23 protein-coding genes, 1 rRNA gene, 1 other RNA gene and 1 other annotated feature are annotated in these 23,435 nt (G+C 50.3%); of the genes, 20 read left to right on the top strand and 5 right to left on the bottom strand.

Annotated features, from left to right (window positions below):
* The first annotated feature begins 174 nt into the window (after nt 1-174).
* A 5S ribosomal RNA gene (gene rrf / locus A3EQ_RS0108040) occupies nt 175-291 on the top strand.
* A 113-nt stretch (nt 292-404) separates the two neighbouring features.
* Here rrf and A3EQ_RS0108030 read toward each other — a convergent pair.
* Nucleotides 405-1,394, bottom strand: a complete 990-nt coding sequence (locus A3EQ_RS0108030; RefSeq protein WP_020154663.1) for a YaaC family protein — start codon at nt 1,392-1,394, stop codon at nt 405-407.
* Between the two features lie 195 nt (nt 1,395-1,589).
* On the opposite strand from A3EQ_RS0108030, the gene A3EQ_RS0108025 reads away from it, so the two are divergent.
* Both A3EQ_RS0108025 and serS read left to right on the top strand, forming a co-directional pair.
* Nucleotides 1,590-2,918: a D-alanyl-D-alanine carboxypeptidase family protein gene (locus A3EQ_RS0108025; protein WP_020154662.1), complete on the top strand. Its 1,329-nt coding sequence runs from the start codon at nt 1,590-1,592 to the stop codon at nt 2,916-2,918.
* Nucleotides 2,919-3,138: 220 nt separating this feature from the next.
* Nucleotides 3,139-3,372: a binding site (T-box leader), on the top strand.
* A gap of 53 nt (nt 3,373-3,425) precedes the next feature.
* On the top strand, nt 3,426-4,703 hold the full coding sequence (gene serS, locus A3EQ_RS0108020) for a serine--tRNA ligase (RefSeq protein ID WP_020154661.1): 1,278 nt from the start codon (nt 3,426-3,428) through the stop codon (nt 4,701-4,703).
* A 475-nt stretch (nt 4,704-5,178) separates the two neighbouring features.
* On the opposite strand, the gene A3EQ_RS0108005 is transcribed toward serS, so the two are convergent.
* From A3EQ_RS0108005 to A3EQ_RS0107975, 3 genes are all read right to left on the bottom strand, one after another.
* The gene (locus tag A3EQ_RS0108005) at nt 5,179-5,847 is read right to left on the bottom strand and encodes a deoxynucleoside kinase (RefSeq protein WP_020154659.1); all 669 of its coding nucleotides are present in this window, start codon (nt 5,845-5,847) and stop codon (nt 5,179-5,181) included.
* The gene (locus A3EQ_RS0108000; RefSeq protein ID WP_020154658.1) at nt 5,844-6,485 is read right to left on the bottom strand and encodes a deoxynucleoside kinase; all 642 of its coding nucleotides are present in this window, start codon (nt 6,483-6,485) and stop codon (nt 5,844-5,846) included. The genes A3EQ_RS0108005 and A3EQ_RS0108000 overlap by 4 nt, the downstream gene beginning before the upstream one ends.
* A gap of 1,304 nt (nt 6,486-7,789) precedes the next feature.
* Complete coding sequence (locus A3EQ_RS0107975) at nt 7,790-9,082, bottom strand: glycoside hydrolase family 18 protein (RefSeq protein ID WP_020154653.1); 1,293 nt, start codon at nt 9,080-9,082, stop codon at nt 7,790-7,792.
* Between the two features lie 86 nt (nt 9,083-9,168).
* Between A3EQ_RS0107975 and tadA the strand changes: the two genes are divergently transcribed.
* The 16 genes from tadA (at nt 9,169) to rsmI (ending at nt 20,753) form a co-directional block, all read left to right on the top strand.
* Nucleotides 9,169-9,654, top strand: a complete 486-nt coding sequence (tadA, locus tag A3EQ_RS0107970) for a tRNA adenosine(34) deaminase TadA (protein ID WP_026499833.1) — start codon at nt 9,169-9,171, stop codon at nt 9,652-9,654.
* A gap of 85 nt (nt 9,655-9,739) precedes the next feature.
* Nucleotides 9,740-10,004: signal recognition particle sRNA large type (gene ffs, locus A3EQ_RS22125), an RNA gene on the top strand.
* Between the two features lie 182 nt (nt 10,005-10,186).
* Nucleotides 10,187-11,890 (top strand): DNA polymerase III subunit gamma/tau, encoded by a 1,704-nt coding sequence (dnaX, locus tag A3EQ_RS0107965; RefSeq protein WP_020154651.1) that lies wholly within the window; start codon nt 10,187-10,189, stop codon nt 11,888-11,890.
* 48 nt (nt 11,891-11,938) lie between these two features.
* On the top strand, nt 11,939-12,259 hold the full coding sequence (locus A3EQ_RS0107960; protein ID WP_040369242.1) for a YbaB/EbfC family nucleoid-associated protein: 321 nt from the start codon (nt 11,939-11,941) through the stop codon (nt 12,257-12,259).
* A 62-nt stretch (nt 12,260-12,321) separates the two neighbouring features.
* Nucleotides 12,322-12,918, top strand: a complete 597-nt coding sequence (gene recR / locus A3EQ_RS0107955; RefSeq protein WP_020154649.1) for a recombination mediator RecR — start codon at nt 12,322-12,324, stop codon at nt 12,916-12,918.
* 69 nt (nt 12,919-12,987) lie between these two features.
* Complete coding sequence (locus tag A3EQ_RS0107950; protein WP_020154648.1) at nt 12,988-13,221, top strand: YaaL family protein; 234 nt, start codon at nt 12,988-12,990, stop codon at nt 13,219-13,221.
* 96 nt (nt 13,222-13,317) lie between these two features.
* The gene (locus A3EQ_RS0107945; RefSeq protein ID WP_020154647.1) at nt 13,318-13,584 is read left to right on the top strand and encodes a pro-sigmaK processing inhibitor BofA family protein; all 267 of its coding nucleotides are present in this window, start codon (nt 13,318-13,320) and stop codon (nt 13,582-13,584) included.
* Between the two features lie 740 nt (nt 13,585-14,324).
* On the top strand, nt 14,325-14,510 hold the full coding sequence (locus A3EQ_RS0107935; RefSeq protein ID WP_020154645.1) for a sigma factor G inhibitor Gin: 186 nt from the start codon (nt 14,325-14,327) through the stop codon (nt 14,508-14,510).
* A 313-nt stretch (nt 14,511-14,823) separates the two neighbouring features.
* Nucleotides 14,824-15,489 (top strand): dTMP kinase, encoded by a 666-nt coding sequence (gene tmk / locus A3EQ_RS0107925; protein WP_020154643.1) that lies wholly within the window; start codon nt 14,824-14,826, stop codon nt 15,487-15,489.
* Between the two features lie 112 nt (nt 15,490-15,601).
* Entirely contained in the window at nt 15,602-15,931 is a 330-nt protein-coding gene (locus A3EQ_RS0107920; protein WP_020154642.1) for a cyclic-di-AMP receptor, read from the top strand.
* A gap of 83 nt (nt 15,932-16,014) precedes the next feature.
* Nucleotides 16,015-16,455, top strand: a complete 441-nt coding sequence (locus tag A3EQ_RS0107915) for a YaaR family protein (RefSeq protein ID WP_020154641.1) — start codon at nt 16,015-16,017, stop codon at nt 16,453-16,455.
* Between the two features lie 190 nt (nt 16,456-16,645).
* Nucleotides 16,646-17,656, top strand: coding sequence for a DNA polymerase III subunit delta' (holB, locus tag A3EQ_RS0107905; protein ID WP_020154639.1), 1,011 nt, complete (start codon nt 16,646-16,648; stop codon nt 17,654-17,656).
* Nucleotides 17,649-18,473 carry a PSP1 domain-containing protein gene (locus tag A3EQ_RS0107900; RefSeq protein WP_020154638.1) on the top strand — a complete coding sequence of 275 codons (825 nt, stop codon included), beginning with the start codon at nt 17,649-17,651 and terminating at the stop codon, nt 18,471-18,473. Before holB ends, A3EQ_RS0107900 begins: the two co-directional genes overlap by 8 nt.
* 12 nt (nt 18,474-18,485) lie before the next feature.
* Nucleotides 18,486-18,851 (top strand): DNA replication initiation control protein YabA, encoded by a 366-nt coding sequence (gene yabA / locus A3EQ_RS0107895; RefSeq protein ID WP_026499832.1) that lies wholly within the window; start codon nt 18,486-18,488, stop codon nt 18,849-18,851.
* A 132-nt stretch (nt 18,852-18,983) separates the two neighbouring features.
* Nucleotides 18,984-19,730 carry a tRNA1(Val) (adenine(37)-N6)-methyltransferase gene (locus A3EQ_RS0107890; protein ID WP_026499831.1) on the top strand — a complete coding sequence of 249 codons (747 nt, stop codon included), beginning with the start codon at nt 18,984-18,986 and terminating at the stop codon, nt 19,728-19,730.
* Between the two features lie 135 nt (nt 19,731-19,865).
* Complete coding sequence (gene rsmI, locus A3EQ_RS0107885) at nt 19,866-20,753, top strand: 16S rRNA (cytidine(1402)-2'-O)-methyltransferase (protein WP_026499830.1); 888 nt, start codon at nt 19,866-19,868, stop codon at nt 20,751-20,753.
* Nucleotides 20,754-20,842: 89 nt separating this feature from the next.
* On the opposite strand, the gene A3EQ_RS0107880 is transcribed toward rsmI, so the two are convergent.
* Nucleotides 20,843-21,124: an AbrB/MazE/SpoVT family DNA-binding domain-containing protein gene (locus tag A3EQ_RS0107880; RefSeq protein ID WP_020154634.1), complete on the bottom strand. Its 282-nt coding sequence runs from the start codon at nt 21,122-21,124 to the stop codon at nt 20,843-20,845.
* A gap of 348 nt (nt 21,125-21,472) precedes the next feature.
* On the opposite strand from A3EQ_RS0107880, the gene metG reads away from it, so the two are divergent.
* Entirely contained in the window at nt 21,473-23,431 is a 1,959-nt protein-coding gene (gene metG / locus A3EQ_RS0107875; RefSeq protein ID WP_020154633.1) for a methionine--tRNA ligase, read from the top strand.
* Nucleotides 23,432-23,435 lie beyond the last annotated feature (4 nt).

Below are 23,435 nucleotides of genomic sequence, written 5' to 3'. Positions count from 1 at the left end.
GAAGACGAGGTAGATAGGTCCGGGGTGGAAGCACGGCGACGTGTGGAGCTGACGGATCCTAATCGATCGAGGACTTAACCGCAGGACACAGGGTGGGCTTGCCGGACCGCTATCTGGCTTTGAGGGTGCAAAAAGAAGTTGAAAAGGGAGAAAAAATTGGTATAATTGAAGATGTCCGGTGACAATGGCGAGAAGGAAACACCCGTTCCCATCCCGAACACGGAAGTTAAGCTTCTCAGCGCCGATGGTAGTTGGGGGGCGACCCCCTGCGAGAGTAGGTCGTTGCCGGGCAAATACAGGAAAACCCACAGAAAAATCCTTTTCTGCGGGTTTTTGTTTTTTCTCCCCAATTTTTCATCCGATCCGTTTCCCAAGCAGGGGACGCGAAGAAAAACGCGGCTTTTTTATTTTTGTTCGGGTTTTTTCCAATCATCCTGATAATGAAAATATTGGACGATCAGAAACGGGCATTTTTGCAATGCCGTTTGCAAATATTGGACGATTACCGGATATTCCGCCGTTGTTTTTTGCAACACCAGCTCGGACCACCATTCGATCTCATAACGGGCGATCATGCTTAAATGATAGAGGACCAGGTAGTGGATCATGAGTTCCGGGAAAAAGGAGAGCCCGTTCCACGGACAAAACACGTATTGCCCGAGGCGAATATCGTATCGGAATGGAAGAAATTCGAAGGGATAATCTTTCCCGCCGGCGGAAGCCAAACAACGGATGGGGCCGCTGCCGTCCTCGCCGGCAAAACGAACCGGAATGTTCGTTTTTTCCCGGAGGTATTGTTGAAAACGGGATCCGGTCATTTTGAACACATCCAGAAGGCGCAAGGGCAGATAAAATTCCCCATCGCCGTTTTTGATCGGGATGTATTCCATCTTTTTCAACTGCCGGAAATAATGGCTGAGTTCGGGGATTTGGCAAAGGAGATCCGAAATTTTTATTTTTTTCCCTGCCAGATGGCCCATATGAAACATCATCTCCGCCAAATGGGGAAACAGGCCGTGTTTTTGAATGATCATTTCGTCATGGAAATACATATAATTTTGTTTCTTTTTTTTCCTGGTCGATACGCCGTGGGCGAGGACCCGGGTCGTTCTCGGATAATCCGGGTCGGCGGCCAGCACGCAGGCTTTGAGCAAACAGACGAAACCGTAAAAAATGAGGATCGGCTGGATCGTGATCGGCGCGGAATCCCCCTGCCGGAAAAAATTCCTTCCCTGTTCGATATAGTAGATGAACGGATAACAGTTTTCATAACTTTTTTTGCGGGCGTCTGTCCCGTTTAAAAGTCGATAGCGGGATTCCAAATAGTGTTGGGCCGTTTCTGCGGAGGTAAAAAAAAGCATATTTTCCCAAATCCGGTCCGAGGAAAAAAACAAGCCAAACCCTCCAAACGATGATGAAGTTCATAAATTACAGTTTGCCCCGTCGGAACGATTTCATTAGACGTACAGGAAATTGGAAATATTTGGGTAATTTTGTTTAAAGTTTCCCCGCCGGGTCGTCTATTTTTTTCCCTTGATTTATGATAAACTTAACAAAGTATAGAACAGGAGATACTGGAGGGAATACCGTTGTCGGTAAAGAAAAGATGTTTCTTGTTCATTTCCGCTTTCGTGTTTTTTCTTGGTTCCGTCTTTCTGTATGGTAACGGAAATACAGCAGCTGCGGCCGAAGGCGACCCTTTAAATTTAAAGGGAGAGGCTGCGATTTTAATAGATGGAAAAACGGGAAAGGTACTGTATGAAAAGAATGCGGACAAGCTGATGGGCGTTGCCAGCATGTCCAAAATGCTGACGGAATATATTGTGCTCGAGTCCATTAAAGAAGGGAAAATCAGCTGGGATCAGGAGGTCACCATCAACGAGTTCGTCCATAAATTGTCCGCGGCCCCGGGGCTTTCCAATATCGGCTTGACCGAAGGGGAAAAATATACCGTAAAAGAGCTGTACGACGCCATGGCGATCCATTCCGGGAACGCCGCCACCGTCGCATTGGCGGAACTCGTGGCCGGCTCGGAGTCGAATTTCGTAAAATTGATGAATGAAAAAGCGAAGGAACTCGGTTTGGACAAATACCATTTTGTCAATTCCACGGGGCTTAATAACGAAAGCATGCTCGGAATGCATCCGGAAGGAACCGATGCGAAGGATGAAAATAAGATGTCGGCCCGTTCGGTCGCCAAATTGGCCTACCGTTTGATCAACGATTTTCCGGAAGTTTTGGAAACGGCCAAGATTCCGAAACTGAAATTCCGTGACGGAAAAGAATACCCGAATTTCAACTGGATGCTTCCCGGTTTGATCTACGAGTATGAAGGGGTAGACGGACTGAAGACCGGTTCCACCGAGTATGCGGGCTATTGCTTTACGGCAACGGCGGAACGGGACGGCCAGCGGTTCATTTCCGTCATCATGAAAACCCGCTCCCAAAAGGAAAGGTTTGAAGAAACGGAAAAACTGCTCAATTATGCCTTCAGCACATTTACGACCGAAGAGCTGTTCCCCGCCGGGTATACGGTGAAGGGAAAGGAAAGCCTGCCGGTAGCGAAGGGAAAGGAAAAACAGGTAAAAATCGTTGCGAAAGAGCCGTTGAAATTGATGATCAAAAGCGGGGAAAAAGATCAATACAAACCGAAGCTGGTGCTGGATAAAAACAAATTAAACGAAAAAGGGGAACTGACCGCCCCCGTAAAAAAAGGAGAAAAAGTCGGATATTTGACTTATGAATATGAAGGGGAGGATTACGGATTTATCGACGGTTCCGATGCGGCAAAAGTGGACGTGGTTGCGGCGGATACGGTGGAAAAGGCGAACTGGTTCGTCCTTTTCATGCGGGGCGTCGGCAGCTTCTTCAGCGATTTGTGGGGCAGCATCACTTCCACGGTAAAAGGATGGTTTTAATGCCGGCGGCGGAACGGCGGCGCCCCCTGGTGAAGGGCTTGTGGCAAGGCTTGGCCGGGTAGCCGGCGCCGACGGCGACCTCCGTTCCTGCAGGCCCCGAGGGCATATGGCAAGCATCCGCCCAAAAGGAAAGGCATCCGGCAAAGGAACTGGAGTTGTCCGCCGATTGAAAATTTCCTTTTCATTGGTTAAAATTAATGAAACGAAGGAAAATTGAACAAACTGATCGATGAGAGGAAATAGTAGCATATCTTTTGTTTGAAGAGAGCTGGTGGCCGGTGCGAACCAGTAACAGGGATATGTGAATCCGTCCTCGAGAAAAATGCCGAACCCTTCCCTGAAAAGGGAAGGCAAGTAAGCATTTTCGGCACAAGGCCGTTATCCTTCAGAGAGGAAAGCAAGTGATTTGCTTTCAATTTGGGTGGCAACGCGGGATCCGGCTCTCGTCCCAAAGGATTTTGGGGTGAGAGTTTTTTATTTTTTAGCAAAAAAAGGAGGGGATATCGCATGTTTGATATGAAATTGCTGAGGGAAAATTTTGATGAAGTGAAGGAGCGATTGCGGCACCGCGGGGAAGACATCTCGAATTTGGACCAATTCCATGAAATCGATCAAAAAAGAAAAAAATTGATTGTGGAAAGCGAAAAATTAAGGAACCGGAGGAATGAAGTCTCCAAACTCATCCCGAAATTGAAGAAAGAAAATCAAAATGTGGATGAATACGTACGAGAGATGCGGGAAGTGGGAGAGAAGATTAAAGCTTTGGACGAAGAATTAAGGGAAGTCGAGCAAAGATTAAACCACTTGCTGCTGACGATCCCCAACCTCCCCCATGAGACAGTGCCGGTCGGAGATTCGGAAGATGATAATGTGGAAGTGAGGAGATGGGGCGAAATCCCCCGCTTTGATTTCACGCCGAAACCCCATTGGGAAATTGCAAACGAATTGGGGATCTTGGATTTTGAACGGGCGGCGAAAGTGGCCGGAAGCCGTTTCGTCTTTTACAAAGGGCTGGGGGCAAAATTGGAACGGGCCCTGATTGATTTTATGCTGGATCTGCATACCCAAGAGCATGGCTATGAAGAGCTGCTGCCTCCCTATTTGGTAAACCGGGACAGCATGACGGGCACCGGACAATTGCCGAAGTTTGAGGAAGACGCCTTCCTGGTCGAATCGAGGGATTACTTCCTCATTCCGACCGCCGAAGTCCCCGTTACCAACTATCATCGGGATGAAATTTTGAACGGGGATGACCTGCCGTTGAAATATGTGGCCTACAGTGCCTGCTTCCGACAGGAGGCGGGATCCGCCGGCCGGGATACGAGAGGGCTCATCCGCCTGCACCAATTCAATAAGGTCGAGCTGGTCAAGTTTGTGAAACCGGAAGATTCCTACGATGAATTGGAAAAATTGACGAAGGATGCGGAGCGGGTTTTGCAATTGCTCGGCCTGCCCTATCGGGTGATGAATATGTGTACGGCCGATTTGGGCTTTACGGCGGCGAAAAAATACGATATTGAGGTCTGGCTGCCCAGTTACGGCACCTACCGGGAGATTTCTTCCTGCAGCAATTTCGAAGCGTTCCAGGCACGGCGCGCCAATATCCGTTTCCGGCGGGAACCGAAGGCGAAACCGGAATTTGTCCATACGCTGAACGGTTCCGGATTGGCCGTCGGGCGGACGGTAGCCGCCATTTTGGAAAATTATCAGCAAAAGGACGGCAGCGTCGTCATCCCGGAAGCGCTGCGCCCCTATTTCGGAAGGGACAAAATCGAAAAAAGATGAACCGCATGAAGCCTGATTCCGCGGCCGACCGAACCGGAAAATCGGAAAAATCGGAGGAAACGGGCAAGAAACGGAAAGACCGGGATGGCCGGGGCGGAGTGAAACCGGGGGGAACTTTCCCATTCGGTGGACAGGATGCCGGGTTTCAAGGGTTTCCCGGTCTTATTCCTTTTATTTTTCTCGACCGGGACTTGCAAAAAGCGGAAACCGGATTTTGTTTCCGGCCCTTACCCTCCGCTCCCCCTTCATGGTATGAATCCCTATCGGCTTTTTTTCGGGGAGGAACCCGGAGGGCTTTTCGTTGCGGGGGCTTTTTCCGGTTGACATTTGCATACGGGTCTGTTATGATTCTTTTTGGCGATACGGGACCCGGGGAAGAGAGGATTCCGTCGCTTCTTTTCAACACAGCGCATAAAAATTGGAGATTGGTCGGATTAAAAAAATCCGTTACACCGAGGGTGTAACGGATTTTGTACTATTTCCGGAGGCTGTTCGCCCCGTTTAAGACATAGGCGATTTTTTTTACAATTTCTTCGATGGAGGCCTCATTTTCGAAAAGATCGTATTCCAATATGTTGAGGCGCAAAACCGGACAGGCGTTAAAACCGTCGATCCACTCTTTATACCGGTCGTACATTTCCCGCCAATATTCCACCGGCGTGTTTTTCTCCATCGGCCGCCCGCGCAGGCGGATCCTCTCCACGATTTTTTCAAAGGGACCTTCCAAATAGATGAGCAGGTCCGGGTGGGGGAAAAAGGGCGTCATGACCATCGCTTCAAACAGCTGGGTGTAGGTTTGATAGTCGACGGCGGACATATTTCCTTTTTCATAATGCATCTTGGCGAAGATGCCCGTATCCTCGTAAATCGACCGGTCCTGGACGAACCCTCCGCCGTACTCGAACATCCGTTTTTGCTCCTTAAATCTTTCCGCCAGAAAATAAATTTGCAGATGGAAGCTCCATTTTTTAAAATCCTCGTAAAATTTGCTTAAATAAGGGTTGGTATCCACCTTTTCGAAGGATGTCCGGAAATTTAACGCTTTCGCCAGCTTTTCCGTCAGCGTCGATTTTCCGACGCCGACCGTTCCGGCAATGGTGATGATCGCTTGGCTTGGAATCCCGTATTTTTCCCGCAGGTTCATTGCTTGTCGGCTCCTTTATACAGCATGTTTTCCACTTGGTTTAATACCTTCTCCAGATCCTTCCGGTTCTCGACGAAATCCAGATCGTCCCCGTTGATCCGCAAAACGGGCAAGTCCGGGTTTTCCCGTTCGAACTTGTCCATGTACATTTCATAATCATCGCATAAATGTTTCAGATAACTTTCCTGAATATGCTTTTCATATTCCCGTCCTCTTTTGGCGATCCTGGAAAAAAGCGTGTCCAAGTTGGCATGAAGATAGATGACCATATTCGGTCTCGGCAGATTTTCATTTAAGATGTGAAAGATCCGTATATATTTATCCAAGTGGTCCCGGTCGAGGGTCCTTTTGGCAAAAATTAAATTTTTAAACATATGATAATCGCTGACCACGGGGATCCCTTTTTGGAGGCAGTTCTTTTGAATGTCTTCCAGCTGCTTGATCCGGTTGCACAAGAAGAACATTTCCGTTTGGAAGCTCCACTCATCCATGTCCTCGTAAAATTTGCTCAAAAAAGGATTTTCCCCGACGATTTCCTTCAAAAGATGGAAGTGAAAATGCTGGGAAATTTTTTCGGCCAAAGAGGATTTTCCGACGCCGATCGGTCCTTCGACGGCGATAAAGGGCACGTGATTCATGGTTTTCCTCCGCAAGATTAAATTGATGACAAAACCAATTGTAACATAAGACGGGCGGAAACATGCGAAATTTTTTCAGCGGCTTGGGGGCAAATCAATCGTTGAGGAAGGGGAAGGCCGGAAGGGAAAGGGAGGAAACCTTTATGGCAGCGTCAAGAAAAATCCGGATGCGGGAGAAGGTCCGGCGGAACAGGCGGAAAGTTCGCCGGTAACCCCGTCTCGCGGGGAAGATGGATAAAAATGGGCAAAACGTACGGACGAACCGGCTTCAAACAGCCAAAATTTGTTGGCCTTCGCCTCGACAGGATCAGGTCCATTTTTTATTTTTTTGAAATATTGGCTGCGTAGAGGGTTTTTTCGGCCAAAAGCGAAGAAAATCGGAAAAGGAGCCTTTACCACGTTTAAAAAGTGCGGAAATTTCAATTCGAACGCAATGGTCGGCGTGGGGAGCTGTTTGTTGACCTATTTTGCTTAATATGCCCTTTTTCCCGCCTGTTTTCTTGGTGGGCGCTGGCCGCCGGGGGCGCACTCATGATCGGCGGCGTCATTTATAAAAGAAAATACGTGGACGGGAATGAAGGCGATTGAAAACGTTGTTTCCATATTGAACATCTCCCTTTGACTGAAACGAGGCCGTAAAAAATATGCGTATGAACAGTTGCGGGAAACGGAACATGCGGCTGTTGCGTGAAAAAAGGAGATGGGATCCAAACGCTAGAAGGCCGAACTGTCGAGGAAAAGGGATTTCAACCTGCCGCGTCATGCCCGGGAAGATGAATCTTTGCTCATGGCAGGTTACGGCCGGCAAAGGCGCGGTCCGTTTGCAGGATTGCAGCCGCAACTGCGGATTCTATGCATGCATTGTACGCAAAAGATGCAACCTATTATCGTCCGTTGTGATTCATCGGCTGATGTGTCCCGGGATCCGGGATGCCGATCTTATCTGAATCCCACACCGGGAATTCCAAGGGCCTCGCGATTCCCCGCGGCCCTTCAATCTATGAACATGGAACAAAGAATGGCGCATAAGAAGTTCAATGCCTCCATTCTTCTTTCACAAGCCGGCGATCCGGGAAGGAATTTTTTGGTTTCGGGAGGCGGCTTTTCTTTTTGCGGGCGTTTTCGATGTTTCAAAATCGAAAAACCCGTCCTCGCGGAACCGGAAAAATTCGGCAACCGGGGCGTCCATTTTCATTCTTGACACGGGGGAGAAATCCGTGGTATTCGAATGATAACCCGCTTTTTTATGTTAATTCAATTACAGATCCCTTTCATTAAAAGAGGAACGGGAGAGAAGCCAATATTTATCTGGGCGGGTGTTTCCGGACTTCGAAATTGTCGGCGAGCAGCAGCCAATTTTGCGGGAAGGACAAACCGAGCTTCCAGTAGCTCATTCCCCTTAAGCGCAATTCCTTCAACAATTGGAATTTCGCCTGGATGCTGCGGGCGTCTTCGAACCAGACGATATGCCTTTGGCCGTTTTCGTCCGTATATCGGAAAAAGGGGGCTTGGGCGGAAATATCGTATTCGATGGCGGCCCGATGTTCCAAGGCCAATTGGATCGCCTGCTGCGGGCTCAAGGCCCGTGCCGTGGTTCCCGGCTGATAAGGAATCCGCCAGTCGTAGCCGTACAAATTTTGCCCCATCAGAATTTTTTGCGGAGGAATTTCCGTCACCGCATATTCGAGAACTTGCCGGACCGGGCCGATGGGCGATACCGGCATGGGCGGCCCGCCGCTGTATCCCCATTCATAGGTCATGATCACGACAAAGTCGACGATCGCGCCGAGGGCGCGGTAATCATGGGCTTCATACCATTGGCCCGCCTGTTCCGCGCTTGTTTTCGGGGCGAGGGCGATGGAAAGAAGCCATCCCCGTTGGCCGAAGCGCTCTTTGGCCCTTCTGAGAAAGGCGGCATACGCCTCCCGGTCTTGGGGACGGAGGTATTCAAAATCGAAATGGATGTCGCGGAATCCGTATTTTTCCGCCGTATTGATGATATTTTGTAAAAATCTTTCCTGGACTTCCATGTCATTTAACAAGATCCGCCCCAGCTCGTCGTTGAACTGGTCGTTTTCCTTGTTCGTAATCACCATCATCAACACGTTCCGGTTGGCGGCGGCGATTTCCTGAAACCGGTTGAGGGGAGGTTCCTTCAACGTTCCGTCCCTTCTCGCTTCGAAGCTGAATGGCGCCAAATAGGTCAGCAAGGGAGCGGCATCCCTGACGCTGTTTTCCAATTGGGCGGGCACGGGCGATTCCCGGAGTTCCACGTAGGCGTTGAACTCGGCCTCGGTTTTTTCCGCCGGCGGGATGTAAAGCCTTGTGCCCACCAGGAGGATTTGATTGACGGAGATGCCGTTGATCCGCGCCAATTCCTGATAGGGAATCTGAAACCGTTGGCCGATGCTCCATAAACTGTCTCCGGGCTGGACCCAATAAAAACTTCCGACGATGGGAATGACCAGGGCCTGGCCGACGACGAGGCGGTTCGGATCGGGGATTTCGTTCGCCTCCGCAATATCGTTAACCGTTGACCCGTAGAGCCGGGCAATTTGAAACAGCGTCTCGTTTTCCCGGACGACGTGAATTTGCAAGGACGCTCCCTCCCGTAAAATGATGAAAACCTATTAACCATTTTATGTTCCCCTTTAAGTAAAATGACTGTAAGGTGAAGAAGACCATGGACCGGAACGAATATTACATGAGAATGGCGATTGAAGAGGCGAAAAAAGCCGAAGAAAAGCAAGAAGTGCCGATCGGCTGTGTCATCGTTCTCGGCGATACGGTGATCGCCCGGGCCCACAACTTGCGGGAAACCTTGCAAAACCCGCTGGCCCACGCGGAGATTTTGGCCGTCAACGAGGCGGCGAAACGGCTGAAATCATGGCGGCTGGAAGACACGGAAATGTTTGTCACCTTGGAGCCCTGTCCGATGTGCGCGGGGAGCATCGTCCAGTCCCGCATTAAAAGGGTGGTATACGGCGCCAGCGATCCGAAGGCGGGATGCGCGGGCACCCTCATGAACTTGCTGCAGGAGGAAAGATTTAACCATCGGGCGGAGGTCGTCTCCGGCGTCCTGGAGGAAGAATGCGGAAATTTATTGACCGGCTTTTTCAAAAAATTGCGGGACAGGAAAAAGGCCAGGGAAGGTCAAGGAAACAATTAGCATCCCCTTTGCGTTGCATTTCCAAGGAAATGCTAGTATACTTAATTATGCGCAACAAAAGCGCTGAAAAAAGGTATCATCTTTGCCGTGCTAGGCGGGGAGGTAGCGGTGCCCTGTACCCGCAATCCGCTCCAGCGGGGCTGAATCCCTTCCTGAGGCTAACTATCTGTAAGGCCAGTCTCCCATAAGTGGTGTTGACGTTCGGGTCCTGTGCAATGGAAATCCACGAACCATGTCAGGTCCGGAAGGAAGCAGCATTAAGTGGAAGCTTCCATGTGCCGCAGGGGTGCCTGAGCCGAGCTAACTGTGGGATCAACGCTTATGGATGTTGGTCGAAGGAAGGTGCACGGCAGTTTCATCATAACGCAGACAGAGCATGTGGTTCCGCCAGGGAATCACATGCTTTTTTCAAAAGGACCAAAAATGCCGTTTTTGCCGTTGAATCCGTTGCGACTCCTTTTTTTGGCCGGCTCATTGGGTTATAATAAAGTGAAACTTTTACTCCATCCGGTTGGACTGGGAGGGCAGGATTTTGAGCTATCAAGCGTTGTACCGGGTTTGGCGCCCGCAAACCTTCGCGGATATCATCGGCCAGGAACATGTCACAAAAACCTTGCAAAACGCCCTGTTGCAGCAAAAAATATCCCACGCCTATCTATTTTCCGGCCCCCGGGGAACGGGAAAAACGACGGCGGCCAAAGTGCTGGCGAAAACCGTCAACTGTTTGAAGGCGCCGGTTTCGGAACCGTGCAATGAATGCGAGATCTGCAAAGGGATTGCCGACGGCTCCGTCACGGACGTGATTGAAATTGACGCCGCATCCAACAACAGCGTCGAAGAAATCCGGGATATCCGGGAAAAGGTCAAGTATGCCCCGGCCAGAGCCAAATACAAGGTCTATATCATCGACGAAGTCCATATGCTTTCTCAAGGAGCGTTCAACGCCCTGCTCAAAACGTTGGAAGAGCCGCCGAATCATGTTATTTTTATTTTGGCAACGACGGAACCGCACAAAATTCCCTTGACGATCGTTTCAAGATGCCAGCGTTTTGATTTTAAGCGGATTCTTCCGAACATGATCGCCGAACGGCTGCGCCACATCCTCGAAACGGAAGGAATCGGGTATGAAGAGGAGGCGCTTCGTGTCATAGCCCGCAGCGCCGGCGGAGGATTGCGGGACGCACTGAGCCTGCTGGACCAGGCCATCTCCTACAGCGGCGGAAAATTGACCGTCGAAGACGCCTTGACCGTTACCGGTTCCGTTTCCCAACAGGCTTTGTTCGATCTTGCCCGGGCCATCCGGCAAAGGGACGCGGGGCAAGCGCTGGAGGCCGTCCATGTCATGCTTTTCCAAGGGAAGGAACCGGCCCGCATCGTTGAGGAATGCATCCAATTTTACCGGGATTTGCTTTTGTATAAAACGTCTCCCCGGTTGAGCGAATATTTTGAACGGATCACGATGAGCGACGTCCTGGACCGGTTGGCCGGCGAAGCGGAAGAGGAAGAAATTTATCAAATCGTCGAAGAGCTCAGCCGTTTCCAACAGGAAATGAAATGGTCCGGGCAGCCTTCCGTCCTGCTGGAGGTATGTGTCGTCAAACTTTGCCAAATCCCGGAAAAGGCAAATGCCGGCGAGTTTCTGGAAAAAATTTCTTATCTGGAAGATAAAATCGCCCGCCTGGAAGCGGAACTTCAGGAGATCAAGGAAAAGGGAGCCGCCGCTCCTTCCGAAGCGGAAGAGGGGGCGAAAAACGGATCGTCGAAAAAACCGGGCAACGGATTGACCAGAAAACCGAACGGTTCAAAGGTGCCGCTCGGCAAAATCGAGAGCATTTTGGCCAATGCGACGAAACAACAGCTGACCTTCTTCAAAAATCATTGGGAAGCGGTTTTAAAAAAGGTGAAAAACAAATCCTGCGCGGCCCTTTTGAACGACGCGGAACCGGTCGCCGCTTCCAAGGACAAATGCATCATCAAATTTAAATATGATTTGCACTGCGAAATGGTGATGTCCAACGGCGAGTATATAAACGAGATTAATTTTGCCTTGACTTCCGTTTCCGGCAGCCCCGTGGAAATGGTCGGCATCCCGGAGAACCAATGGAAAGCGGTGCGCCGGTCCTACATCGAAAACCATATCTACGGGCATCGGGAAACGCCGAATGAGGAAAAGGATCCGTTGATCGAAGAGGCAAAAAAGCTGGTCGGCGAAGATTTGTTGGAAATCATCGACTAGGACATCCAGCGGATGGGGATTAAAAATTTTTGGAGGGAATGGACGATGATGCGCGGAATGGGAAATATGCAAAACATGATGAAACAAATGCAGAAAATGCAAAAGAAGATGCTCGAGGCCCAGGAAGAACTGAAGAATAAACGGGTGGAAGGGAGCGCCGGGGGCGGAGCGGTTACCGTCGTCGTTTCCGGCCATAAGGAAGTGTTGGAAGTTAAAATCAGCGAGGACGTGGTCAATCCGGAAGATGTGGAAACCTTGCAGGATTTAATCGTCGTCGCCGTGAACGACGCGCTGGGCAAAGTGGACAAATTGACGGAAGAAACGATGGGGCAGTTTGCCAAGGGGCTCAATCTGCCGGGGCTGTTTTAAATGCGCGGCTGCGGCCCGGGGATTCCCCGGCCGGGTTAAGCCTCTTCGTGGGAGGATTTGCCATGTATTATCCTGAACCTGTTACGAAATTGATCGACAGTTTCATGAAATTGCCGGGCATCGGTCCGAAAACCGCTGCCCGATTGGCCTTTTATGTATTGACGATGAAAGAGGACACGGTCCTCGAGTTCGCTAAAGCCTTAGTCAACGTGAAAAGGGAAATTACCTACTGTTCCGTTTGCGGCCATATCACCGAAAAAGATCCGTGTTATATCTGCTCGGATCCCCACCGGGACCGCACCACCATTTGCGTGGTCGAAGAACCGAAGGATGTCATCGCCATGGAAAAAATGAAAGAATACAACGGGCTGTATCACGTCCTTCACGGTTCCATCTCCCCGATGGAAGGGATCGGACCGGAAGATATTAAAATCCCGGAACTTTTGAAAAGGCTGCAGGATGAAAAGGTGAAAGAGCTGATTTTGGCGACGGATCCGAATATTGAAGGGGAAGCGACGGCGATGTATATCTCCCGCTTGGTGAAACCGTCCGGAATCAAGGTGACCCGGATCGCCCACGGACTGCCGGTGGGAGGAGATCTGGAATATGCGGACGAAGTCACGTTGTCGAAGGCGTTGGAGGGAAGACGGGAGCTGTAGGCCGAGGGTTTCCCGCGGATTTTCTCCGGAGATTTTCAATTCTCCTTTCCGATACATGGGGGTACTTGAATGCTGTTTAACAGAAAGAATAAATTAAAAAAGGAATTCGACGGAAAACTGCTTCAACAATTGGAACAGTTTAAAAACCAATGGCATATCGAACAGCAATTATGGGAAAAAAGCTTCTACAAATCGAAGGATTTGGAAATGAAGGTAAAATTGGCCGAATTAAAATATTTTTATTTGTTTAAGGAAGCGAAACACAGGAATATCCGCATATCCCCGAGCCGGCGGAAAAAATGAGGGAAAGCCAGGAAGAGCCCGCGATTGGGTTCTTTTTTTACTTCCCTTACATAGATATAGTAGCAGACAAAAAACGGGCCGGGGGTTGAATGGGAAATGGAATCTTTTGTTGTCATCAGTCTGCTGCTCACCTTGATCATCCTCGTCATGGTATTCGGAATTCCGCTAAAATTTTTCGGTTTCATCGGACAAGGGATCGTAAAACTGACGATCGGCGCCTTGTTGTTGTTTGCCTTGAACTTTATCGGCGGCCATGCCGGCATTCACGTGCCGATCAATCTCATCACCGCCGCGGTATCGGGATTTTTGGGGATTCCGGGGGTGCTCGCACTGGCGGTCATCCAGCATTGGATCCTCCCTTAAACCCGGAAAAAATGTGCGAACGGCGGGTCGGGAGAATGGGATCCGGATAGAAATTCCTTTTTTCTGCGCCATTGTGGACACCCATCGGAAATCTTTATCCCGCAAAATCATCCGGAAAAACTCCCGTTTTTTCGCGCCGTCTTTTGGCGCGCCCGAATGGGAAGCGGCATGCGCCGGCACGGCAAGAAAAGGAAGGGCGGCCCAGCTCAAGGAGGAATTTCCTTTTTGATAAGGACGGAAATATGTTTCGCAAGGACGATGAGAGGCCTGCCATCCCGGAGCGGGGCTCCGACGCCGCGGCGAGCGGGAGCGGAGACGCCGCTTCCTCCGGGAGGCTCCCCACTTCCAACGGATGAACCAGATGCACGGAAGAATGCAACGGAAAGGCCTGCCGGAAAGCTTCTTTTCTCTCCGCCGGCAGGCCTTTCTTTTTCCCCGGGGAATCCGTCTTTGATTTTCCCTTCCTCGCCTCCTCGCTCCTCCCCTTTCCGGCCGCCCGGGGACACCCGTGATTTCTTCCCGGACGCGATAAAAAGGGGACGATCCCACGGAAGACGCCCCCGTCTGCCAAACGGCTCCATGCCGGCTTTCCGGCCGTCGGGCCGTTTTTTCATGAACCATTTTCCGGTCCGGATCATAAGGTAGAATGGGCGTTTGCGGATGGGAGATCCTATTTTTCTTTTTAAAAAGGAATAAGTCTTTAAAATTCCGTGCATAATAGAGGATGGAGGTGGGGAACGGTGAAATCCCGGGGAGAAGTGTGCATGGTCTGCGAAAAGTTCAAAAAAGAAGGGTATTTTTTGTATGATTCGTTCATTTGTATAGATTGTGAGAAAGAAATAATAAAAACGGAGACGAGCGATCCGGTTTACCGTTTTTATTTGCGCCAGTTGAAAAAAATCAATTCCAAAAAAATTTTGTATTAGCGGGTAAGATCATTGCGGCGGTTTGCGAAAATGCCTTTCCGGATGGGGGACGCGGCTCATCGATGGCGGAAAGGATTTTTTTTTGCCGCAAAAAGGCGGCGGCTGAAGGAAATAAGATGAGATGCCGTCGGCAGCGGCCTTTTCAAAGGGCCGCGGTCCAAAGTTTCGCCGTTTTTTTCGGAAAGCCGGGCCATTGTCCGCAAGGAGGACAGCCGGAAAGAAAAAATTTAAAATTTTGTTTTCCATATCAGGTATACTAAGTATACGAGGTTACTCATCATCAGTGCGGGACGATCCTTTGGAGGTTTCTTACATGAAGAATGGAAGATTGATCACTTTTGAAGGACCCGAAGGGGCGGGGAAAACGACGATCTTGAAAATGGTTGCCGGCAAATTGCGGGAAATGGGCTATCCGGTCGTCGAGACCCGCGAGCCGGGGGGCATTCCCATCGCCGAAAAAATCAGGGAAATCATTTTGAACCCCGAACACAAGGAAATGGACGCGAAAACGGAAGCCCTCTTGTATGCGGCGGCAAGGAGGCAGCATCTCGTCGAAAAAATCATGCCGGCGCTGGACGGAGGCGCCGTCGTGTTATGCGACCGGTTTATTGATGCGTCCCTCGTTTATCAAGGATATGCGCGGGGGATCGGAATCGAGGCGGTGCTCATGATCAACCGTTTCGCCGTCGAACAAACGATGCCCGATTTGACCCTGTATTTCGATGTGGAACCGGAAACGGGCCTGGAACGGATCCGGAAAAATTTCCGCGAAGAAGTGAACCGTCTCGACATGGAGAATCTCTCCTTCCACCGGCTGGNCCGGGAGGGGNATTTGCTTTTGGCCGATACCTACCCCGACCGGATAAGAAAGATCGACGCCCACCGGACGGTTGAAGCCGTTTATTCGGATGCCTTAAGAACCGTTTGCGCCTATCTGGAACGGCATTGGAAAAAAACGGGGACATCAGAAATTTTGTAACTGTCAAAAAAATTAGAGCTTTTCCCGTTTTTTCCCCGGAGACAACTTCCGGACGGGAAGCCGTTATTGATATAATATAAGAAAGCAGCTGTCTGGATGCGGGAGGGATGTTATGAAACTCATATTGGCGGTCGTTCAGGATCAGGATAGCAATCGGCTTTTGAATGCGTTGATGGAAAATAATTTCCGGGCAACGAAATTGGCCACCACCGGCGGTTTTTTAAGATCGGGCAACACCACTTTCATCATCGGAACGGAAGACAACCGGGTGGATAAGGCGTTGGAAATCATCCGGGAAAACTGCAAATCGAGGGAACAATTGGTTGCGCCGATTTCGCCGATGGGGGGAAACGCCGATTCCTTTATCCCGTATCCTGTCGAGGTTGAAGTGGGCGGAGCCACCGTGTTCGTTTTGCCGGTTGACCGATTTTTTCATTTTTAGGGACCGGATTTCCCTGCGATTGGCACGGAACCCGGCAGGCATCCGGTTTGCTTCGCGCGATTTTTGCATTTGGAGGTTTAGGCATGAAAGTCAATCGGGATCTGCGGCCTTTTCCTGATCAGCTCTTTCATGAACAGCGGGTGGTTGCGCAAAATCGGCCGCTGTTTCAGGAATTGTTGAAATCCCATGCGAATCAAATCCAATCCAGCCAGCTGCAATATTTGATGTCCGAAATTGAAAAGGCGAGCAAACGCCTGGAAAAATCAAGAAGTCTCCGCGATCTGATGAGATATAAATCTTTGGTGAAAAAATACGTGAAAGAAGCCCTGGATACGGGTTTGCAGCTGAAAAAGACCTATACGTGGGATGAATACGGGCAAAGCCACCCGTTAAAAATCGTTGAGATGATCGACGAAAAGCTGATCGAGCTGATGGACGAGTTTTTGAAGAAGGAAAAAGACCATTTGAAAATATTAAGTTTGCTGGGAGAAATCGAAGGCCTGCTCATCAATTTATACGTCTAGCTGAAAGTCGGAAAGGACGCTCGGGCATCCTTTTTCGGTCATTTCTTGCTCATCAATTTATACGTCTGGCTGGAAGGGCGGGGAGGCACAGAATCTTGAACCTTCCGTTTTTCTTTTTGCGCCTCCGGTTGCGAAGCCCTTTCCGGGGGAAGGAAAAAAGCCGCCAGACTTATTTTCAGGGTGATTGCTTGTGACAAAAACATGGGAGCAGCTTGTAACCGTGCAGCCGGTTGCCATGAACATGATCGCCAACGCCGTCAAAAAGGACAGGGTCGCCCATGCCTATTTGTTTGAAGGAAGAAAGGGAACGGGGAAAAAAGCGGCAGCCCTCTTTTTTGCCAAAATGTTGTTTTGTACGGATTTAAGGGAAGGCTTCCTTCCTTGCGGACGCTGCCTTCAATGCAGGCGAATCGACAGCGGCAACCATCCGGATCTCTTGATCATCGAAGCGGACGGGGCATCGATAAAAACGGAACAGATCGCCCTGCTGCGGGAAGAATTCGCCAAAAAGGCCGTTGAATCCGACCGGAAAATGTACATCATTGAAAACGCGGAAAAGATGACGGCCAGCGCTTCCAACCGGCTGTTGAAATTTTTGGAGGAACCGCCGGCCAAAACGACGGCCATTTTGATTACGGAGAATGTCCACCAAATTTTGCCGACGGTACGCTCCCGTTGCCAACATATCCCTTTTCGTTCCCGGACGAAAAGCGGACTGATTTCCCTTCTGATCGAAAGGGGAATCCCGGAAGAAAAGGCGCCGCTCTTTGCCCAATTGACGAACGATGCGGAAGAGGCCCTGAAGCTGAGCCGGGACGAATGGTTTTTACAAGGGAAAGGAATCGTGATAAAATTATATGAAATACTGAACAGCAAATCTTTGGCTGATGCGTTGTTGTTTGTCGAACAGGAGTGGCTTCCGCATTTTAAAGAAAGGGAGCAGATGGATCTCGGTTTGACCTTGCTGCTGTATATCTATCGGGACGCCTTGTTTATCCGGCTGGGCCGGACCGGCTCGCTCGTTTTTCCCGGCCAGCTGGAAAAATGGAAACATTACGCCGTTAGAAAATCGGAAAAAAGGCTGGCCGCGGAGATACAGGAGATCATCGAAGCGAAAAAAAGGCTGCAGAGCAACGCAAACGGCGCGCTTCTCATGGAATGGCTGATCAGGAAGCTACGGGAGGGATCCGTTATTGTATAAAGTAATCGGAGTCCGCTTTAAAAAGGCAGGAAAGATATACTATTTCGATCCCGGCGACTTGCCTATCGAAAAGGGGAATTTTGTCATCGTCGAAACCATCCGCGGCATCGAGTACGGAAAAGTCGTCATCACCGATAAACTGGTCGACGAAGAGGATATCGTCTTGCCCTTGAAAAAAGTGATCCGGATCGCCAACGAAAAGGACCGGATCCAGGTCGAGGAAAATAAGCGGGCGGCGCGGGAGGCCTTTGACATCTGCCTGGAAAAAATCGCCGAGCACCAGTTGGAAATGAAGTTGATCGACGTGGAATACACCTTTGACCGAAATAAAGTCATCTTTTATTTCACCGCCGACGGCCGCGTCGATTTTCGCGAACTCGTCAAGGATTTGGCGGCGATCTTCAAAACGAGGATCGAGCTGCGGCAGATCGGCGTCCGGGATGAGGCAAAAATGCTGGGCGGAATCGGCCCGTGCGGGCGAATGCTTTGCTGTTCCACCTTCCTGGGCGATTTCGAGCCGGTGTCCATCAAGATGGCCAAGGATCAAAACCTTTCCCTGAATCCGACGAAAATTTCCGGGTTGTGCGGACGGCTGATGTGCTGCCTGAAATACGAAAATGACGAATACGAGGCGGCGAAGGCGCAATTGCCCGATTTGGGCGAAGTGCTTTTGACCTCCCACGGCCCGGGGAAGGTAGTTGGCCTGAATTTGCTGGAAAAGATCGTTCAAGTGGAATTGATCGACCGGGACAAAGTTATCGAATATACCCTCGATGAGATCATTGAAGAAGGCATTATCCCGACCAATGCTACTTGAGGTGTATGGATGATGAATAAAAAGGATTTGTTCGATTCAGTCGGCGGTATGGAACAGCAGATCGGCGAATTTTACAAGCAGCTGGGGGCGTTGAAAAAGGGCTTGGCGGAGCTCTTGGAAGAGAACAATTCGTTGAAGCTGGAAAACGCCCATTTGCGGAAGCTGTTGGCATTGTCCAAAGGCCGGCTGGATGAGGGAGCGGGCGGGAACCAGGCCCTCAAAACGAAGGAGGAAAGGCTGTCGGTGATCGGGGAAGGATACGACAATTTGGCCAGGCTCTATCAAGAAGGTTTCCATATATGCAACCTGCAGTTCGGCAGTCCGCGAAAAGAAGGGGACTGCATGTTTTGCCTGTCCTTTTTGAATAAAAATAAGTAGAAAAGCCTTCGGAATTTCATGGAGGCTTTTTCTTGCGATCCGGGATTTTCCCGGCCCGGCGCCGGAGTTTTCCGGCGAAAGGGAATCGGCGGCGCCAGGGAATGGATGCCATCCGGAGGTTTGGAGGAAGCCATGATTCAGTTGAAGGACGACGAGCGGCTCGACTATCTGCTGGCGGAAAATTTAAGAATCATCCAAAGCCCTTCCGTTTTTTCCTTTTCCTTGGATTCGGTTCTGCTGGCCAATTTTGTATATGTTCCCATTCAGAAAGGGAAGATCATCGATTTATGTTCCGGCAACGGGGTGATCCCGCTGCTGTTGTCGAAGCGGACGAAGGGGGAGATTACCGGCGTCGAAATTCAGGAGCGGTTGTGCGATATGGCGGAAAGAAGCATCCGCTACAACGGGTTGGACGGCCGCCTTTCCATGATTTGCGGGGACATTCGCGAGATGCCGAAGCGGCTCGGAACGGCCCGCTATGATGTCGTCACGTGCAATCCCCCCTATTTTCCCGTTTCCGGGGAGGCGATCATCAACGAGCGGGAGCCGTTGGCCATCGCCCGCCATGAAATCTGCTGCACGCTGGAGGATGCGGTGAGGGTCAGCAGCCAGCTGGCAAAACCGGGCGGAAAGGTGGCCTTTGTCCACCGTCCCGGCAGGCTGCTGGATTTATTGACATTGATGAGAAAATATAAAATCGAACCGAAACGGCTGCGGTTCGTTTATCCGAAAATGAAAAAAGAGGCAAATACGATTTTGCTGGAAGGGACCCGGGACGGCAAGCCGGACTTGAAAATATTGCCTCCTCTTTACGTGTATGAGGAAAATGGGGAATATACCGATGAAATGAAACGGATCTTGTACGGGGAAAATACTTGAATCCTGAGGGCCAAAGGGATAACAAACTGGAAGGCAAAGGGTTGACGATTGGAAAATACTTGAATCTTGAAGGACAAAGGCCGGAAATGCCCGGAAACCGGCGATTTTTTGTTTGCGGAAAGGGAGTCGAAAAGGGTGAAAATCCAGAAAAGTTTCCAAACGGACGGGCCCGGGGGAAAATTGTACCTCGTTCCGACGCCGATCGGAAATTTGGAAGACATCACGCTGCGGGCGCTGCGCGTCTTGAAGGAAGCCGATGTGATCGCCGCGGAAGATACCCGGGTGACGATGAAATTGTTAAACCATTTCCAAATCTCCGGCACCGTCGTCAGCTACCACGAGCACAACAAAAATCAGGCGGGGAAGCAGCTGTTGAAATTTTTGAAGGAAGGAAAAGAGGTGGCCCTCGTCTGTGACGCGGGCACGCCGGGGATCTCGGATCCGGGTTATGAAATGGTGGAGCTGTGCATCGAAGCGGACATTCCGGTCATCGCGTTGCCCGGGGCCAACGCCGCCCTGACAGCTTTAACGGCTTCCGGCATCCAGCCGCAGCCCTTTTATTTTTACGGTTTCCTGCCGCGGAAGCAAAAGGAGAAAAGGGAGGTCCTGGAAGGATTGGCCCGCCTTCCCGCCGCCCTTGTTTTCTATGAAGCGCCCCACCGGTTGAAGGAAACGCTGGCGGCCATCCGGGAATGCTTCGGGGACCGGCGGATGACGGTGGCCCGGGAACTGACGAAAAGATTTGAAGAGTACGTCCGCGGCCGGGTGGCGGAAATCGCGGAATGGGCCGAAAAAAACGAACCGAAAGGGGAATTTTGCCTGGTCGTCGAAGGGCAGGCGGAATCGGACAAGGCGGAAGAAGATGCCTGGTGGGCGGAGCTTACGGTCACGGAGCATGTCAACCGGTACGCCGATGAAGGCCTTCCGCTGATGGAAGCGATAAAAAAGGCGGCGAAGGACCGCAAAAGGCCGAAGCGGGAGATTTACAAGATCTATCACGGGCAAAAGGACGATCTTTCTTAAAACCGCAAAAATTTTCCGCCCGGGGAAGTTCCCGCGGGCGGAAAATCAAAAAAGCCCGGAATCTTTGAATCCCGGGCCCGATTTTTGCCTTAGGAAAGATGGAAAACTTCTTTGATCTCTTTCAGCAGGATTTCTGCGCCTTCCCTGCTCAATACGAGCTTGCCGTTGGCCAGAACCGCGTTATCGTCGGATACATCGCCTGTAATTTGACAGGTCATGTTCGGTTTGTATTTTTTCAGGATGATCTTGTCATCGTCGACGTAAATTTCCAATGCATCCTTTTCGTTAATTCCCAAAGTCCTTCTCAGTTCAATGGGAATTACAACGCGTCCTAGTTCGTCAACCTTCCTTACAATGCCCGTGGATTTCATTCATCATTTCCCCTCTCAAAAAATAGTAATCGTTCGGCTTTTCTCTCTCTCTATATCTACATCGGTGCACAGATCTGTATTGATAATCATAGAATACCAATCTTGCCAAAAACAGTCAATAAAAGAAAATGTTGAAAAAGTAGTAATTTATACCTATTTTTTTCTTAAGTTCCACTTTTTTCAAATTCCGCCGATCCCGGATCCGCGCGCGAAGTTGCACTTTCTTTGGTTTTTCGGTATATTGTTTGCATATAGAAGGTTAAAACGGCACCCAATCGGGTATGATGTTGTTAAGAAAACAGCCATGTTCCAGAATTGATCGTTATTGTTTGTTAGGGGGCAGAACAGATGGAAGGAGAACGGAAAACCTTTTATGTAACCACGCCGATCTATTATCCGAGCGGAAAGCTGCATATCGGGCACTCTTATACAACCGTTGCTGCGGATGCGATTGCCCGCTACAAACGCATGCGCGGATATGATGTCATGTTTTTGACGGGGACGGACGAACATGGGCAAAAAATAGAAAAAAAGGCGAAGGAAGCGGGATTGACCCCGAAGGAATACGTGGATGAAATCGTCAGCGGCATTCAACAATTGTGGAAGCGTTTGGATATTTCCTATGACGATTTTATCCGGACGACGGAAGAACGCCATAAAAAAGTTGTAGAAAAGATTTTTGCCAAACTGTTAGAAAAAGGCGACATCTACCTGGGCGAATATGAAGGGTGGTACTGCACCCCCTGCGAATCCTTTTTCACCGAAAGGCAGCTGGTCAACGGGAATTGTCCCGACTGCGGGCGCCCGGTGGAAAAAGTCAAGGAAGAATCCTACTTTTTCCGGATGAGCAAATATGTGGACCGGCTTCTTCAATATTATGAAGAAAACCCCGGGTTCATCCAGCCGGAATCCAGGAAAAATGAAATGATCAACAATTTCATCAAGCCGGGGCTGGAGGATTTGGCCGTTTCAAGAACGACCTTCGACTGGGGAATCAAGGTTCCGGGAGATCCGAAACACGTCATTTACGTTTGGATCGATGCCTTGACCAACTATATCACCGCCTTGGGATACGGCACGGAAAACGACGAAAAATTCCGCAAATATTGGCCGGCGGATGTGCATCTCGTCGGGAAGGAGATCGTCCGATTCCATACGATCTATTGGCCGATCATGCTGATGGCGCTGGATCTTCCCCTCCCGAAAAAGGTTTTCGGCCACGGCTGGTTTTTGATGAAGGACGGAAAAATGTCCAAGTCGAAGGGGAATGTGGTGGACCCGAACGTTTTAATCGACCGGTACGGGGTGGATCCCGTCAGGTATTATCTGCTTCGGGAAGTGCCCTTCGGCGCCGACGGCGTGTTTACCCCCGAAGGATTTATTGAAAGGCTCAATTATGATTTGGCCAATGACCTGGGCAATCTGTTGAACCGGACGGTCGCCATGGTGTCCCAATATTTCCAAGGGCGCATTCCCGGATACGAAGGATCGGAAAGGGAACCGGAAAAACAGCTGCTGGCCGTCAATCAGCAAAAACAAAAGGAATATGAACAGGCGATGGAAAACATGGAATTTTCCGTCGCTTTAGCCGCCGTATGGCAAATCATCAACCGGGCCAACAAGTTCATCGACGAGACGACCCCGTGGATTTTGGCGAAGGATGAAACGAAACGCGGCGAATTGGCGAGCGTCATGGCCCATTTGGCGGAAACGCTGCGCCGGACGGCGGTATTGCTGCAACCGTTCATGACGGAAACGCCGGAAAAAATCTTCCGTCAATTGGGGATCGACAGCCCGGAATTGAAGACTTGGGACAGCCTGGAAACCTTCGGCGCCATTCCGGAAGGGACGAAGGTGAACAAAGGCGAGCCGATCTTCCCCCGGGTGAAGATGGATGAAGAAATCGAGTTTATCAAGGCATCCATGAAGAACCCGAATGCGGTGAAAGAGAAGGAAAAACAGCCGGAGGATCAGCCGAAAGAAAATTATATTACCATCGAAGACTTCGCCAAGGTGGAACTGCGGGTCGCCGAAGTCCTTGCCTGCGAAAAAATGAAAAACGCGGATAAACTGCTCAAATTGCAGGTCGATCTCGGCGGGGAAACACGCCAGATTATCTCCGGGATCGCCGAATATTACAAACCGGAAGAATTGATCGGAAAGAAAGTCGTTTGCGTCACGAATTTGAAACCGGCGAAACTCCGGGGCGAACTGTCGCAAGGGATGATCCTTTCCGGGGAAAAGGACGGGAAACTTTCGGTCGTTACCGTCGATCCGGCGGTCCCCAACGGCGCGGTTGTAAAATAACGGC

Origin of the sequence: Caldibacillus debilis DSM 16016, from assembly GCF_000383875.1 — a bacterium.
Lineage (GTDB): Bacteria > Bacillota > Bacilli > Bacillales > Caldibacillaceae > Caldibacillus > Caldibacillus debilis.
This window is presented reverse-complemented; position numbering and strand designations above follow the sequence as displayed.

Excerpts from the sequence above, each read along its gene's own strand:
- serS (WP_020154661.1), top strand. The coding sequence starts at position 3,426 with ATGTTTGATATGAAATTGCTGAGGGAAAATTTTGATGAAGTGAAGGAG.
- yabA (WP_026499832.1), top strand. The coding sequence starts at position 18,486 with ATGAATAAAAAGGATTTGTTCGATTCAGTCGGCGGTATGGAACAGCAG.
- A3EQ_RS0107945 (WP_020154647.1), top strand. The coding sequence starts at position 13,318 with ATGGAATCTTTTGTTGTCATCAGTCTGCTGCTCACCTTGATCATCCTC.
- A3EQ_RS0107920 (WP_020154642.1), top strand. The coding sequence starts at position 15,602 with ATGAAACTCATATTGGCGGTCGTTCAGGATCAGGATAGCAATCGGCTT.
- tadA (WP_026499833.1), top strand. The coding sequence starts at position 9,169 with ATGGACCGGAACGAATATTACATGAGAATGGCGATTGAAGAGGCGAAA.
- A3EQ_RS0107960 (WP_040369242.1), top strand. The coding sequence starts at position 11,939 with ATGCGCGGAATGGGAAATATGCAAAACATGATGAAACAAATGCAGAAA.
- A3EQ_RS0107880 (WP_020154634.1), bottom strand. The coding sequence starts at position 21,124 with ATGAAATCCACGGGCATTGTAAGGAAGGTTGACGAACTAGGACGCGTT.
- A3EQ_RS0108005 (WP_020154659.1), bottom strand. The coding sequence starts at position 5,847 with ATGAACCTGCGGGAAAAATACGGGATTCCAAGCCAAGCGATCATCACC.
- A3EQ_RS0107915 (WP_020154641.1), top strand. The coding sequence starts at position 16,015 with ATGAAAGTCAATCGGGATCTGCGGCCTTTTCCTGATCAGCTCTTTCAT.
- A3EQ_RS0108000 (WP_020154658.1), bottom strand. The coding sequence starts at position 6,485 with ATGAATCACGTGCCCTTTATCGCCGTCGAAGGACCGATCGGCGTCGGA.
- A3EQ_RS0107950 (WP_020154648.1), top strand. The coding sequence starts at position 12,988 with ATGCTGTTTAACAGAAAGAATAAATTAAAAAAGGAATTCGACGGAAAA.
- recR (WP_020154649.1), top strand. The coding sequence starts at position 12,322 with ATGTATTATCCTGAACCTGTTACGAAATTGATCGACAGTTTCATGAAA.
- A3EQ_RS0107890 (WP_026499831.1), top strand. The coding sequence starts at position 18,984 with ATGATTCAGTTGAAGGACGACGAGCGGCTCGACTATCTGCTGGCGGAA.
- metG (WP_020154633.1), top strand. The coding sequence starts at position 21,473 with ATGGAAGGAGAACGGAAAACCTTTTATGTAACCACGCCGATCTATTAT.